The 14,613-nt window shown below is 65.4% G+C and carries 14 protein-coding genes; 2 read left to right on the top strand and 12 right to left on the bottom strand.

Annotation, left to right across the window (positions count from 1 at the left end; genetic code table 11):
* Positions 1-128: 128 nt before the first annotated feature.
* From EPL01_RS10170 to fdhF, 4 genes are all read right to left on the bottom strand, one after another.
* On the bottom strand, positions 129-1,370 hold the full coding sequence (locus tag EPL01_RS10170; RefSeq protein WP_135825161.1) for an orc1/cdc6 family replication initiation protein: 1,242 nt from the start codon (positions 1,368-1,370) through the stop codon (positions 129-131).
* A gap of 269 nt (positions 1,371-1,639) precedes the next feature.
* The gene (locus EPL01_RS10165) at positions 1,640-1,870 is read right to left on the bottom strand and encodes a hypothetical protein (protein WP_135825160.1); all 231 of its coding nucleotides are present in this window, start codon (positions 1,868-1,870) and stop codon (positions 1,640-1,642) included.
* Between the two features lie 584 nt (positions 1,871-2,454).
* Positions 2,455-3,741: an Acg family FMN-binding oxidoreductase gene (locus EPL01_RS10160; RefSeq protein ID WP_135825159.1), complete on the bottom strand. Its 1,287-nt coding sequence runs from the start codon at positions 3,739-3,741 to the stop codon at positions 2,455-2,457.
* A 300-nt stretch (positions 3,742-4,041) separates the two neighbouring features.
* Positions 4,042-6,150 carry a formate dehydrogenase subunit alpha gene (gene fdhF, locus EPL01_RS10155; protein ID WP_135825158.1) on the bottom strand — a complete coding sequence of 703 codons (2,109 nt, stop codon included), beginning with the start codon at positions 6,148-6,150 and terminating at the stop codon, positions 4,042-4,044.
* Positions 6,151-6,344: 194 nt separating this feature from the next.
* Between fdhF and EPL01_RS10150 the strand changes: the two genes are divergently transcribed.
* The gene (locus tag EPL01_RS10150) at positions 6,345-6,914 is read left to right on the top strand and encodes a hypothetical protein (protein WP_135825157.1); all 570 of its coding nucleotides are present in this window, start codon (positions 6,345-6,347) and stop codon (positions 6,912-6,914) included.
* Between the two features lie 12 nt (positions 6,915-6,926).
* On the opposite strand, the gene EPL01_RS10145 is transcribed toward EPL01_RS10150, so the two are convergent.
* On the bottom strand, positions 6,927-8,429 hold the full coding sequence (locus EPL01_RS10145) for an SLC13 family permease (protein WP_135825156.1): 1,503 nt from the start codon (positions 8,427-8,429) through the stop codon (positions 6,927-6,929).
* A 351-nt stretch (positions 8,430-8,780) separates the two neighbouring features.
* Here EPL01_RS10145 and EPL01_RS10140 point away from each other — a divergent pair, with 351 nt between their 5' ends.
* Complete coding sequence (locus EPL01_RS10140) at positions 8,781-9,134, top strand: SHOCT domain-containing protein (RefSeq protein WP_135825155.1); 354 nt, start codon at positions 8,781-8,783, stop codon at positions 9,132-9,134.
* On the opposite strand, the gene EPL01_RS10135 is transcribed toward EPL01_RS10140, so the two are convergent.
* From EPL01_RS10135 to EPL01_RS10105, 7 genes are all read right to left on the bottom strand, one after another.
* Positions 9,135-9,722 (bottom strand): class I SAM-dependent methyltransferase, encoded by a 588-nt coding sequence (locus EPL01_RS10135; protein ID WP_135825154.1) that lies wholly within the window; start codon positions 9,720-9,722, stop codon positions 9,135-9,137. It lies immediately after the preceding gene.
* A gap of 82 nt (positions 9,723-9,804) precedes the next feature.
* Entirely contained in the window at positions 9,805-10,224 is a 420-nt protein-coding gene (gene trxA, locus EPL01_RS10130; RefSeq protein WP_135825153.1) for a thioredoxin, read from the bottom strand.
* 93 nt (positions 10,225-10,317) lie between these two features.
* Positions 10,318-10,512 carry a hypothetical protein gene (locus tag EPL01_RS10125; RefSeq protein ID WP_135825152.1) on the bottom strand — a complete coding sequence of 65 codons (195 nt, stop codon included), beginning with the start codon at positions 10,510-10,512 and terminating at the stop codon, positions 10,318-10,320.
* A gap of 103 nt (positions 10,513-10,615) precedes the next feature.
* On the bottom strand, positions 10,616-10,876 hold the full coding sequence (locus tag EPL01_RS10120; protein ID WP_135825151.1) for a hypothetical protein: 261 nt from the start codon (positions 10,874-10,876) through the stop codon (positions 10,616-10,618).
* Positions 10,877-11,056: 180 nt separating this feature from the next.
* Positions 11,057-11,809 (bottom strand): ABC transporter ATP-binding protein, encoded by a 753-nt coding sequence (locus EPL01_RS10115; RefSeq protein ID WP_135825150.1) that lies wholly within the window; start codon positions 11,807-11,809, stop codon positions 11,057-11,059.
* Complete coding sequence (locus EPL01_RS10110) at positions 11,806-12,612, bottom strand: ABC transporter ATP-binding protein (protein WP_135825149.1); 807 nt, start codon at positions 12,610-12,612, stop codon at positions 11,806-11,808. Before EPL01_RS10110 ends, EPL01_RS10115 begins: the two co-directional genes overlap by 4 nt.
* Positions 12,612-14,612, bottom strand: coding sequence for an ABC transporter permease (locus EPL01_RS10105; protein ID WP_135825148.1), 2,001 nt, complete (start codon positions 14,610-14,612; stop codon positions 12,612-12,614). The genes EPL01_RS10110 and EPL01_RS10105 overlap by 1 nt, the downstream gene beginning before the upstream one ends.
* Between the last annotated feature and the right edge of the window lies 1 nt (position 14,613).

Raw genomic sequence — 14,613 nt, 5'->3', positions numbered from 1 at the left:
AAATGACGGGGTTCGAGTGAACAAAGAGAGTGATGGAGAGAGGAGTAGCAGGGACGAATGTCAGCGATAGACACCGGAAACGGTGGGGTAGGGAGACCGCTATGGGGTAGAGGACCGCTAAGGAGTCGTCAGTTCTCCGCGTCCTCGAAGGTGGTCTGGTAGTAGGGCCGGATACTCTCGTGGACGCCAGCGAACTCGATGGTCTCCTCCAAGGCAGTCACGACGAGTTGGAGGTCCTGCTTCAGGGCGTGTTCGCGGTACTTGCCGCCGGACATTCCTTCGTTCTTTTCCGTCGAGGAGATGACCCCGAGCATGGCGAGGTCCGCGAGGTGGTCGCGCATCCGGCGGCTCGTCAGGGGTTCGGTGCCGACGTGGTTGCAGAGCTGTTCGTACCGCGGTCGGATGTCCCGGGAGCGAGCGGGGGTTTTGCCCTCGGCTTCGAGCGAGGTGAGCGCGTAGAGGACGAGCCGGGCGTGTTCGGTCAGGTCGGCGACGCCCTCCATGATTCGGTCGCGTTCGAGCTTCTCGCGGGCTTCTTGGACGTGGTCGTCGGTGACCTGCTCGACCGCCTCTTTCCGGGCGAGGTCTCCCGCTTCGAGCAGGAGGTCGAGGGCCTGCCGGGCGTCCCCGGCGTCCTGTGCGCCGTAGGCGGCGCAGAGCGGAATCACGTCCTCGGCGAGCGCGCCGTCGTGGAAGGCGACTTGCTCGCGCTGGCTGAGGACTTTCTGGAGTTCGGTGGCGTCGTAGGGCGGGAAAGAGACCTCCTTCTCGCAGAGCGAGGAGCGGACCTTGGCCGAGAGGGAGTCGCGGAACGAGAGGTCGTTAGAGATGCCGATGAGGCCGATTTTGGCGTCTTCGAGGTAGCCGTTCGACCGGGCGCGGGGAATCTGGTAGAGGATGGAGTTGTCGTTGATGTGGTCGACCTCGTCCAAGACCACGATGATGGTGCCGCCGAGTTTGTCGAGTTCCTCCCAGAGAAAACTGTAGACCTGCGCTTGGGGATAGCCCGTGTTGCTGATCTGCTCGGAGGGGTCACGAAGCGTGTTGACGAGGCGCACCGCGACCTGATAGCTGGAGTTGAGGCCGTCGCAGTTGATTTCGATGACGTTGAGCGAGATGTCGTCGTACTTGGCGGCGTCGTCCTGCAGGCGATTGAGCAGGAATCGGGTGGCCGCGGTCTTGCCGACTCCGCTCTTTCCGTAGAGGAAGATGTTCGAGGGGGCCTCGCCGTTGATAATCGGCTGGAGGGCGGCGTGGTACTCCTCTAACTCCTCGTCGCGCCCGACGAGATTGTCCGGGGTGTACTCCTCTAACAGCGCGTCCCGGTTCTTGTAGAGGGAGTTGTCCCGGTCGAAACTGAACGATGACATTGTCGATGTACGGTCGTTGGACGGACTGGGTTATAAAGCCTCGTGGTTAGCGGTGCGTCCGTTGTTTCCTCTGTCCCGAAGGTTTTTATTTGTCGAGTGGAACGAGGGGGTGCGTCGTTTCCGGAGTTTGGATTGACTTAAAGACACACCCACCCCATCGTTTCCGGAGCTATTGGACGGAAGGGTGTGGTGGGGAGAAAAGACGCCTGTAGAAGCGGTGGTTTTATTACGGTAAAGATAAAACCGTAACCGTAGTCCAAATAGCCTAATTAGGTTACTTCGGTTAGTTGTGGAAAGTGGAAGTTTCGGTACGTCTCTCCTCCGAAAAAGCCGATATTCCTTTGCGGTATCTTACCGCGCCCGACAACGTCTACTCCCTTTTCACCGCTCTCGTCCCAAATCGTGATGGATTTCTTATCTTTCTTCTCGATTTCCGGCCCCTTCCCACCTGCCGCAAAACAGCGGAAACGGTGGGGTGAGTGTGTTTCTTCTGACCCCACACCCGCTCGTCCAAAAGACAGCGGAAACGATGGGGTGGGTGTCCCCCTTCCAACCGCGCTACCGAGGTCGAGACCGACCGACCGATCCGGCGAAAACTCCACTTCGAGACCGGTATCCGACCGTTCTACCGTCGTTCGGACAGCGGAAACGATGGTGTTGCCTCGTCTTCTGCCACCGTGTCTCACGTGCCACGAACACCGGTCACAAATTTAATTTCCGTAACCCTATCCCGAAAAACAGCGGAAACGGTGGGGTCGGCTGAGTCGACTCTACGCTGACCTCCGGCCGAGTTTTATCCCGCCTGTGTCAGAATCGCCGAAGTAGCAGTTTACACACCGGTTTCGGGTTCGCCCCGAAACAGCGGAAACGACGGGGTTACCTTCTGTACCGAGCGGACCACTCCTCGCGCCGGACCACTCCTCGCACCGGACCACTCCTCGCGCTGGCCTACTTTGGACCTCACAGATATAAACACGCTGGTTGTCCCCGTTTCTCATACACTCTAAGCAACCTATGCAACACCACCCTAAGCAAACTATCTATTTAGAAAAGAAATAATCTTATTTCTAATAGAAATGCAAATCTAGTCTATCAGCACCGCCTCGGCCGGACGGCGGGGCGACGGCTCGGATACGCCGCTGGTGTATCCGAGCCGGAGGAGGTGCTGGGGCGTCCACTCCGGGTTTCCGAGAACGTTCGTCAACTCTCGACGCAGACTCGGCACCTCCAGCATCGCGCTCATCGGGTGAGTCTCCACGCCGAGTACCGTCGCCAGCAGGCTCACCCGCTGGTAGACCTGCCCGGCGCGAATCTGGCCTCGCCTGCCGTCCGACTTGGTCCGAATCACGGCGACCAGCGGCGTCGCGCGCAGGAGTCCGGCGTCCTTGCGCGCCTGCCGACCGCCGATGTTGAGGTACGTCATCAGGAACTTGCCGATTTTGGCTTCGAGCCACGAGTCGCCGAACGCTCCTCGGCCTATCCATCGCCCGAGTTCCCGTCGGTAGGCCGGGTCGGCGAACTGGCGGCGGTCCGCCCGCGCGGCGAGGTCCGCCATGACGTCCAACTTCGCCGGGTCGGCGACGAACTGGAGGCGCACGTCTTTCTCGACGCAGGCCTCTCGGAGCGATTGGAGGTCCTCGCGGGGAATCGGCCGTTCCTGATACCGGCTCCGATTCGTCCGCCGCTGTGGGATGGCCTCGAACAGTTGGGAGTCGCGCTGGACGCTCATTTCGCCGCTCGCTTCGCCGCCTTGGCTCTCGGTTCTCTCCTCTCTATCCCCGACCGAGAGCCGAACCGTCGCGGCGTGGGCGCTGTCGCTCCCCGGCAGGTACTCGACCTCGTACCCGACGCCGAAGCGCTCGGCCGCGACCAGTAGGTTCTCCAGCGCGGCCCCGAGGCTGACGTACAACTCGCGCTTGTCGGGGTCGGCGACCGTCAGCCACCGCTCTAGGTCCGCGAACAGCCGAATCTCCTCGCCGTTGACGTTGAACAGCCACGGCTGGGTGTTGTGACTCGACGGTGCCAACACCGCGTACCGGACGAGAAACTGGGCCTGCTCGGTCGGCGTCCCCTCGGCGGGAAACATCGACGCGGAGACGCGCCACGGTCGCTTGCCGCCGACCCACCGCCGCCGCCCGGAGAGCGGACTCAGCGCGTCGAGGCCGAGGCGCTCGGCCACGCCGGTCTCTCTGCCGCGCTCGCCCTCGGTCGGCTTCCTCCTCTGCTTTCGGTCGCTCGCCTCTCGCTCTCTCGGCTTGCGGTCGCTCGGTTCGTGTTCTCTCGGCGGCCCCGCCGGACCCTCCTGCGTCGGCCCGCTGTCCGCCGACCGGTCAGTTCGCCCGCCGCCGTTCGCTCGGTTCGGGTCCCCCATCAGACTCTGTAATGGGAGCCGTGAACTTAGTTCTCCGCGTCGGGATATTCGGGAGTGATTGGGGTGCGTTGCAGAACTGGCAACTGACGGGGCAGCGATTGCGTCCTCGAAAGCCCTCGCGCGGTTCGCGGTCGCTCACCGGGATATTTCGCGGGCGCAGAACTGCGCCCGCAAAATAGGGCCGCGCTGAGACGACCGAACGCTGCGCGAACCGCGCTCGCCCTTTCAGTCCGCCAGGATGTGGTGTTTCACCGGCCGAAACCAATCGGTGAGGAGTCAATCGGAACGGCGTCGGACTCCTCAACGTTCGCCGTCTGAATTTTCGATTTCACTCACTCGCACGCTGACCGCCGAGTGCTTGTACTCCGGAATCTTCGCCACGGGGTCGAGCGCGTCGCCGGTCAGCCGATTCACCAGCGGCTCCGCGAAGTGGAAGGTCAGAAACGCGGTCCCGGCCCGAACCGCCGGGGTCACGTCGGCGGTGGCCTCGACGCGGCCTCGCTCGTTCTCCACGACGACCGTCTCGCCGTCCCCGACGCCGCGCTCTGCCGCGTCCTCGGGGTGAAGCTGAATCGCGTCCTCGCTCCGGAGGCGCGTCAGAATCCCCGACCGGCGGGTCACGGCACCGCTGTTGAAGTGCGAGAGGAGTCGCCCGGTGGTCAACACGAGGTCGTCCTCGCCGACCTCGTCGGCGGGGTCCACGCCCTCGACCGGTTCCAGCGTCGCGCGCTTCGACCCGTCGCCGAAGGTTTCTCGATGAAGAATCTCGACGCCGGAGTCCGCGCCCTCGGGGAAGGGCCACCGCTGGCTCTCCTCGCCGATTCCTTCGTAGCTCATCCCGGCGTAGAGGGGGTTGACGCGCGTCATCTCGGCGAAGACGGCTTCGGGGGTACTCTCTTCGAAATCTCCCGCGTCGGTCAGTCGGTCCCCGATTTCGCGGATAATCTCCAAATCCCTGCGGGCCTCGCCCGGCGGGTCGGCGGTGGGCCGCATGCGCTGGACCTGCCGGTCGGTGTTCGTGACGGTCCCGGCCTTCTCGGCCCACGAACTCGCCGGAAGCACCACGTCGGCGTGTTCGACCGTCTCGGTCGGGAAGACCTCTTGGACGACCAGCATGTCGAGGTCGTCCAGTTCGTCGGCGACCCGGTTCGCGTTCGGTTCGGTCGCGGCGATGTTCTCGCCGACGACGTAGGCTCCTCGAATCCCGTCGCCGAACTCGTGGGTCATCTCGACCTCGGTTAGCCCCGGCTCTGCGGGCGGCTCGAATCCCCACTCGTCGGCAATCTCCTGGCGCGCTTCCGAGTCTGTCACCGCCTGATACCCCGGCAGAACGTCGGGGAGCGCGCCAACGTCGCCAGCGCCCTGCACGTTGTTCTTCCCGCGGAGGGGGTTGACGCCCGCGCCGCGCTTGCCGACGTTGCCCCCGAGGAGCGCCAGATTCAGCAGGGCGTGGACGTTCGCGGTCCCGCACCGGTGCTGGCTCATCCCCATTCCGGTGAACGCCGCCGCTCGGTCGGCCTCGCCGTAGGCCCGCGCCGCGGCCCGGAGGTCCTCCTCCGGCACGTCGGCCTTCGCTGCTCCTTCCGCCACGTCGATTCCGCTCAGCCAGTCCTCGAACTCCTCGAATCCTTCGACCCGCGCCTCGACGAACTCCGTATCCACCAACCCTTCCTCCGCGAGGACCTTGCACATCGCGTTCAGCAGGGGGATGTCGTAGCCCGGTCGGAGCGCGAGGTGGTGGTCGGCGTGCTTCGTCGTCGCGTTCTCGCGGGGGTCGACGTGAATCAGCGTCGCGCCCTGCTCGACCGCCGGCGCGACGTAGGAGCTGAAGATGATGGGGTGCTGTTCGGCGGGGTTCGCGCCCGCCACGAGGAAGGCGTCGGCCTCGGGCAAGTCGGCGATGGTGTTCGTCATCGCGCCGGTGCCGAATCGGTCGCCCATCGCGGCGACCGTCGAGGAGTGACAGAGCCGCGCGCAGTTGTCCACGTTGTTCGTCCCGAGCGCCCGGGCCAACTTCTGGAGCGAGTAGTTCTCCTCGTTCGTGCATCCCGACGAGGCGAAGAAGGAAAGCGCGTCCGCGCCGTGGTTCTCCGAAATCCGGCGAAAGCTCGATTCGATGCGGTTCAGGGCCTCTCCCCACGAGGCTTCCACGAGTTCGCCGTCTTTGCCCCGAACGAGGGGTCGGGTTAGCCTGTCCTCGTGGTCCACCACGTCGTAGGCCGCCACGCCCTTCGGGCAGAGTTCGCCACGGCGGTTCACCGGCGCGCGCCATCCGACCGCATTGCCGCGCTCCTCGCTGTACTGGACTCCGCACCCGACGCCGCAGAACGGACAGATGCTCTTCTCGTCGCTGATAGCTCGGGTAGCCGCATTCTCGTTATCGCCCCGGTCTGCCTCTCCCCCATTCATGACTCCTCGTGCGACCCCCAGAAGGTAAGAAGTACCGGAGAGAAGGGTGCGCAGAAGTACCAATTAGTACGTAGATATAAACCCGAGGACGGGACGAACTGCTGGCGATGGACGAGAAGCGGGCGGACGAGAAGCGAGGGAACGAGAAACGTGGCCGAACGGGCTCCAGCGACGAATCGTGTTTCGACGAGCGGGTGGACTCGCTCGACCGGTTCGAGCGGACCATCGACGTACAGCTATCGCTCATCGACGCCATCGACCGAAAGGCGGCCAACGTCGTCCGGTACACGACGCTTCTGGTGGGCGCGATTTTCACCGCGCTCTCGGTGGTCTCGCGGTCGGACGTGCTGGCGCTGGACGAAATCGGGGCGGCTCCTCGGGTGACGTTTTTAATTGGATTCGGTAGCCTCGTCGTCGCCATTTCTATCGGTATTGTTACGTACCTCACCAGTAGGCGGACGTACGGTCCACACACTTCGTACGGCTATGCCATCGCCGATGGTGCTGTTCGGAGTCCGCAGTACGAAACTCTACTTCTCCGGGGATACGCCGCGGCGATTCGAGAGAACCAGCAGTCGATATCGAGGTATATTCGACGGCTTCGATTCGGCCTTACTGCCCTCTTTTTGGGAGTCGTGTATGGTTCGCTCGCGGGAGGACTCGTCGCTCTCGGTCTGGGGCGTCCGGCAGAGTTAGCTCTGACTGCTAGCATAGTACTGGTGACGCTACCGGTAGCCTATCGAATTTCTGCCGGGAACTACTGATAACAGAACTATTCACACCACGCTCGGCAGAATCGTCACCGCAAGCGCCAGCAACACGCCGGTCGTCACGAAGACGAACACCACGTCCAGCACCGACCCGGCCCGGAGCATCTGGCCGCGCGTGACCTCGCCGGTCCCGAAGACGATGGCGTTGGGCGGCGTGGCGACCGGGAGCGCGAACCCGTAACTCGCGGCGACGGCGCTCGCAATCGGGAGGAGGACCGCGGCGTCCATCCCCGCGAGGGGGAACTCGCGGCCGACCTCGATGAGGACCGGCGCGAGGATGGCCGCGGTGGCGGTGTTCGACGCGAGTTCGCTGAACGCGACCGTCAGCGCGACGATGGCGGCCAGCAGGACGACCAGCGGCGCGTCCCCGAACGCGGTCAGGACCTCGTCGGCCAGCCAGACGGTCGCGCCGGTGTCCGAGAGCGCGTCGGCGAGCGTGAGGCCGCCGCCGAACAGGAGTAAGGTGCCCCAGTCGATGCCCTCGACGTCCTCCCACTCGACGCCGCCCGCGAGGAAGAGGACCGGAATCGCGGCGAGGCCGACCACGACGAAGTAGAGCAGGCCCTGATACTGTCCGTCCCGGCCGAACGCGATTTCGTACCACTCCGGCGGAAGCGTCCCCTCGAACAGAAAGCCCAGTCCGCCGAGAAGCCACAGGCCCGCGACCGCGACGAAGACGGCGGCCACGCGCCGGGCCGACCTGTCGAGGGGTCCCGCCGCGGTGGCCTCCTCGAGGGCGTTTTTACGGGCGGCGGACACGTCCACCTCCTCCGGCGGGTAGAGTCGAACCAGCAGGTACCACGCCAGCGGGAGGGTCGCGGCGACGGTCGGCAAGCCGACTGCCAGCCACTCCGCGAAGTCGATTTCGTAGCCAGCGTCGGCGAGCAGGCCGACGACGATGGCGTTGGGCGGCGTGCCGATGAGCGTCCCGATGCCGCCGATGGACCCGGCGTAGGCGACTCCCAGCAGGGTCGCGGTGTGGAGGTTCTCGACCGAGCGACTGGCGGTCGCGTCGATTTGGCGAACCACGCCGACCGAGATGGGGGCCATCAGCGCCACGGTCGCGGTGTTCGAGATGAGCATCGACAAAATCGCGGTCGGCACCATCACGCCGAGGACGACCCGGCGGGGCGTCGTCCCGACTCGACCCAGCAGTCGGAGCGCGACTCGGCGGTCGAGGCCGTGCTTCTGGAGCGCGGCGGCGAGGACGAACGTGGCGAGAAAGAGGAAGACGACCGGGTCGGAGAATCCGGTCAGCGCCTCGCCGAGCGCCGGATACACGCCGAGCGCGACCAGCCAGACCGGAATCGTGAGCGCGGTCACGGCCAGCGGGAGCGCGCCGGTAATCCAGAGGCCGGACGCGAAGACGGCGGCGGCGAGCGCGCGCTGGCCGTCAGGCGACAGGCCCGCGGGGGTCGGTGCGACCGCGACGACGAGCGTCGCGGCCGCGACGGCGAGGACGACCGCCCAGTTCGGCGGGCGCGGGACCTTCGGGAGTGAGACCTTCATGATAGTCGAGATGGCAACCGCGTCGGCGTTCGTCGGGACGACTCTGTCGGATTCGGATTCGACACCAGATTCCGCGAACTATCGGAGGCGGACCGGCGACCAGCGGAGGTTTGCCTCTCAATTCGACGGAACCCCAGTAGTATCTTCCGGGTGATACGTGCTTCAGCGTTCGGATGGTTCTTGTCGGGACAGTCCTCGTCGGGATGGTCCTCGTCGGTTCGCCGCCGAGGCACCGAAACAAAGGAATATATTGGCTAAAAACATAAAAACGATTCTTTAGGACAAAATAATATCTCTCCTCGTTCGTGACCGCGCACAGAGGTTTTTGTCTCGGAAGTCGTATCGCCGAATATGGCGACGAACGCCCAACTCTCTCGACTCCTCGTCGTCGCGCTCGCGCTCCTGCTGTTGCTCCCGGTCGTGACGATGCTGTTCGCCTGGCCGATGATGGGAATGGGGTGGTGGATGCACGGCCCGGTCGAGGGCCGACCGGCCGGTCCGGGTGGGTTCGGCGGGGCCGCGCCGACGTGGATGCTCGGCTTCTGGCTCGTCGGCCTCCTGCTACTCGTCGGCGTCGGCTACCTCCTCTACCGGTCGGTGTCCGGCGGGACCGACGACCCCGCGCTCGAAGAACTCCGGCGGGCCTACGCCCGAGGAGAACTCACCGACGAGGAGTACGAGGAGCGCCGCGAGCGATTGGAGTAGTCACCGCTCGGCGATAACGAGGAACGTCTCCGGGCGCTCGTCGGCCCGGACGACGTCGAACCCGGCGTCTTCCAGCAGTTCGACCGCCTCGTCACGGCTGTATCGCTCTTCGACCGGCGGGCCGCCGTCGCCGCTCCCGTTCGCGCTCCAATCGACCACGACGAACCGGCCGCCGTCTCGCAGGACGCGGGCGACTTCGACTTCGGCACCTGCGCCGTCGTCGGTACCGCTCCCCGCGAACTCGTGGAAGGTCATGGTCGAGAACGCGGCGTCCAGTTCGGCGTCGCCGAACGGCAGGTCATCGATGTCGGCGGTCACCAACTCGACGTTCTCGGGGACGCCCTTCTCGCGGTAGGTCTCGTGCATCTCCTCTTGGACGTCCACGGCCCGGAGTTCGCCCGCGAACGGGGCCACGTCGTCGGTGTAGAATCCGGTGCCGCTCCCGAAGTCCGCGACGGCGGCCTCACGCTCGCCGCCGCCAGCGCCGAGGTCCAGCGCGGCGACTAACTCCTCGCGCGAGCAGAAACGATACCGCGACTCGTCTTCGAGTCTGTCGGCCGACTCGGGGTCGAAGGTGTGGAATCCCATGGCGGTGAGTGGGTGGCCGACCGCCTTAACGACTGCGGGATGTGAACGGACTGCCCAATACCGCGGGAGAAGAAGCGCCGGTTTAGGCGTACCGCTCGACGAGTTGCGTCAGGGTCGCCTCGTCCTGCACGCCCACGACCTGCTCGACCTGCTCGCCGTCGGCGAACAGGAGGAGTGTCGGGACGCCCCGGACGCCGTACTGGCTGGCGAGGCCCTGATGCTGGTCGATGTCCACCTTCGCCACCGCGGCGTCGGTCTTCTGGGCGAGGGCCTGAACGGTCGGTTCGAGCATCTTGCACGGACCGCACCAGTCCGCGTAGAAGTCAACCAGCACCACGTCGTAGTCGGTGGTCACCGTCGAGAAGTGTTCGACGCTCTCTACGTGGATGGGTTCGTTCGGCGCGCTCTCGCTTTCGGCACCGCTATCGTCGGTCCCGTCCTCGTCTCCGAGGAGTTCGTCGCGCTTCTGTTCGCGGATGGATTCGAGTTCGTCTTCGGTCATCACCAGCAACTTGTCACCGCACGGCTTTAATTGTTTTGCACGTGGCGCACAATACCGGTTCGCAGAATCGGCGTGGAAGACAGCTGTCTTCGTCTATCGTTGCCACGCTGGCGGCGCGCGCCCCGACCGCCGCAGGGCCGCGGGGTAGCCGAACGCGACGACCACCGCGACGATGACGCGGGGGATGAACCCGTTGATACCCACGAACGCGAGGACGGCGACGCCGACGAAGTAGAGCAACAGCATGATGAGAAACTGGGGCAGTAACTGTCGCCACGCGGATGCCATAGCCAGAGTGACGGGTCGCGGGGAGTTAAATGTGTGGTGGGGGGCACGTCCGGTCCGCCAGTCTTCTCTCGCGGTCGTCTGCTCGACGGATTCCGGTCCCGCTCTACTCGAAAATCTTCTCACGGTCCCGGTCCCGGTCCCGGCCCCGAGACCGCGAACGCGACCGACTGTCGCCGCGCGAGCCGACGAACTTCGTGACGAGGAGGTACGCGAGGTACAGGACGAGCGCGAGGACCAGTAGCGAGACGAGCGTACTCACGAGCCACGAGAGGAACCCGAAGACGATGCCGACGACTTTGACGACGGCCCAGAGCGCAATGAGGCCGACGAGCGCCCAACCGCCGAGTCGGAGTAGTTTGCCCATACCCGACTACTTGTGTCTCCTTCGTCATGATTCTATCCCGTGTCCGAGTTCGACGCGGACCAGAGTTCGATGTGGACCAGAGTCCGATACGGACCAGAGTTCGACGCGGACGCCGAGGTCCGCGTCGAACTCCGGCGCTCGTCTGCTGTCCGAGCGGCGTCATATCGACGCGCCCAATCGTCAAATCGACACGCCGAGATGCCTGTCCACCACGTCCTCGTTCTCGCGCAACTGGTCGCTCGTGCCGTGATAGACGATTTCCCCGCGGTCCAGCACGTAGTGGCGGTCGGCCAACTCAAGCGCGACCTCCACGTTCTGCTCGACCAGCAGGACCGCGATGCCCTCCTCGTTCAGGTTCTTCACGAGGTCCTCGACCTGCCGGACGACGAAGGGCGCGAGGCCCTCGGTCGGTTCGTCCAGCAGGAGGAGGTCGGCCCCCGCGACCAGCGCCCGACCGATGGCGAGCATCTGCTGTTCCCCGCCCGAGAGCGCGCCGCCCCGGCGGTCGGGGTGGTCGCGCAGGTTCTCGAACTCTTCGAGGACCTCCTCGGGGTCGCGGGACTCGGCGGTGTCCCCGCCGCCGAGCTGGCCGACTTTCAGGTTCTCCGCCACCGTCAAGTCGGGGAAGATGCGGCGCTCTTCCGGGACGAACGCCACGTTCCGCCGGACGGTCTCCTCGGGCGAGAGGCCCGTCACGTCCTGCCCGTCGAAGGCGACCGACCCCGACGTGGGGACGACGTTGCCCACGATGGAGCGCAGCGTGGTGGTCTTGCCAGCACCGTTGCGCCCGACGAGCGAGACCACCTCGCCCGCCTCGACGCAGAGCGACACGCCGTGGAGGACCTCTGTCGCGCCGTAGCCAGCCACGATGTTCGACACGTCGAGGAGGGGGTTCTGGCAGGCCTCGGCGTCGAGTCGAGAGGATTCACTCACTCCCGAACACCTCCGAGGTACGCCTGCTGCACGTCGTCGTTCTCGGCGATGCGCTCGGGCGTCCCGGTCGCCAGCACCTGTCCGCGATTCAGCACCGTTATCGTGTCCGAGACGTTCATCACCAGGTCGATGTCGTGTTCGATGAGCAACATGGTCTGGTCGGCCAGCACCTCCTCGACGAGCGAAATCGTCCGCTGAGTCTCCTCGCTCCCCATCCCCGCGGTCGGTTCGTCCAACAGCACGAGTTCGGGGTCGGTCGCAAGCACCAGCCCGATTTCGAGCCGCCGCCGGTCGCCGTGGGCCAGCGCTCTGGCGTAGTCGTCGGAGCGCTCCTCCAGCCCGATTTCGGCCAGCACCTCGTCGGTCCGGGCCTCGACCGACTCGAACCGGTCGGTCGGACTGAACAGCTTCCGGTGAATCGGAATCTGGCCTTTCCCTTCCGCGACAGACTGGGCCGCGAGCCTGACGTTCTCGCGCACCGACAGCCCGCCGAAGACGGTCGAAATCTGGAAGGACCGGCCCATCCCGCGCCGGACGCGCTCGTTCGGCGGGAGCCGAGTCACGTCCTCGCCGCGGAACCGGACCGTTCCCGAAGTCGGCTTGAGCGCGCCGGTCAGGCAGTTGAACAGCGTGGTCTTGCCCGCGCCGTTGGGGCCGATGACGCTCCGGAACTCGCCGTCCCGAACGTCCAAGTCCACGTCGTCGAGCGCCACGAAGTCGCCGAACTGCTTGGTCAGTTCCGTCGCTTGAAGGACCGCCTCGTTCTCGGGGTCGAAGTCGTCCGCGGTGTCCGTGACTGCCATCACTCGTTCACCTCCCCGTCAGCAAGGGGTTCGGCCTCCTCGCTGGGAGCCTCGCCGGGACCACCGCTAGTCCCTGCTCGCCCGCCGCCAGCGCCCGCCTCGACCAACTTGTCCGGAAGCGAGACGAGACCTCTCGGGAGCGCGATGACGAAGAGGACGAACAGCGCCCCGAGGAAGAACTGCCACTGGTCGGTGTACGACGCCAGGACCTCCTCGAATCCGATGTAGACTCCCGCGCCGACCATCGGGCCGTAGAGGGTCCCCATCCCGCCGAGGACCGTCATCACGACGACCTCGCCCGAGTTGAGCCAGAACAGGAGCGAGGGGGCGACGAATCCGCTTTCGACGGCGAAGAGACCGCCCGCCAGCCCCGCCATCGCGCCGGAGACGACGAACGCCCGGCGCTTGTAGGCGGTCACGTCGTAGCCGACGAACTCGGTCCGGCGCTCGGACTCGCGGATGGACTGGAGGACGCTCCCGAAGGGAGCCTTCATGATTTGGCGCGCGACGAGGTACGACCCGACGACCGTCGCCAGCAGGAAGTAGTAGAACAGGCCCTCCTCGCTGACCATCGGCACCATCTCGGCGATTTCGTCCAACTCCATGGCGAACCCGCCGATGCCGTACAGCACGTCAGCGCCGAACAGGCCGTCGCTCCCGCCGGTCCACTCCAGTTTGAACACGGCCCGGTAGAACAGTTGGGCGAACGCTAAGGTAATCATCGAGAAGTAGACCCCCGAGACCCGAATCGAGAGGTAGCCGATGACCCACGCGATGGCGGCGCAGACGACGACTGCGGCCGCCAGCGCGACGAACGCCGAGGAGGTGAAGTGGAGCAGGACCAGCACCGAGGCGTAGGCTCCGGTCCCGTAGAACAGCGCGTGGCCCAGCGACACCAGTCCGGCGTAGCCCATCACGAAGTCGAGGCTCAGGGCGAACAGCGCCCAGATTAGCACGTCGGTCAGGAGCGTCAGGACGTACTCGGAGTACAGAACCTCGACCCCGAGGGGGACGACCGCCAGCAGGGCGACGACGACCGCGCCCAACCCGAACCGCTGGCGGTCGGTCAGCACGCCGCCGCCCCGGCCCGCCAGCAGTTCGCCCTCGGACTCGCCGTGGCCCTCGCCGGTCGAGGTCCCGAACAGGCCCTCGGGCTTGACCAGCAGGACGCCTATCATCAGCGCGAAGACGATGAGGCCCTCCAGCACCGGGACGTAGGTCCGGGCCAGCGTCTGGATGATGCCGACGCCCAAGCCGCCGACGACCGCGCCCCGGAAGCTTCCCAGCCCGCCGAGCACGACGATGACGAACGCGGGGATGATGACCGAGTTCCCCATGCCGGGATTGACGTTCTGGTAGGCTCCGAGGACGATACCGGCGACCGCCGCCAGCGCCGCGCCAGCGCCGAAGACGAGCGTGTAGTACCGGTCGATGTTGATGCCGAGGTTCCGGACCATCTCGCGGTCCTGCGACCCGGCGCGCACGACCAGTCCGAATCTGGTGTTGTTCAGCGCCCACCACGTCCCGAACGACAGGACCGCGCCGAACGCGATGATGAAGTAGCTGTACAGCGAGTTGCTGACGCCCAGCACCGTCACCGGGCCGGACAGAATCGACGGCTCGCTGAACGCCTTGGGCTGTTTGCCCCAGAAGAACGTGATGACGTCGTTGAGCATCAGCACTAACCCGAAGGTCAGCAGGATGTGATAGAGGGGGTTGCGGTCGTACAGCGGCCGCAGGGTCACTCGTTCGATGACCGCGCCCAGCACGCCGACCAGCAGGGGTGCCACGACCAGCGCGACCCAGAACCCCGCGCCGCCGAGGGGCGCGACGATGGCGAACGCGAAGTAGGCCCCGAGCGCGAACAGTTCGCCGTGGGCGAAGTTGATGACGTCCATCACGCCGAAGATGACCGACAACCCCGCGGCTATCAGGACGTAGACCATCCCGATGGTCAGTCCGTTCAGCAGTTGCTCCGCGACTCCCGTGACGCCGACCATG

It is taken from the genome of Halorussus ruber, assembly GCF_004765785.1.
Classification (GTDB): domain Archaea; phylum Halobacteriota; class Halobacteria; order Halobacteriales; family Haladaptataceae; genus Halorussus; species Halorussus ruber.
Note: the sequence above shows the minus strand (reverse complement) of the source record. Positions and strands in the feature narration are given on the sequence as shown.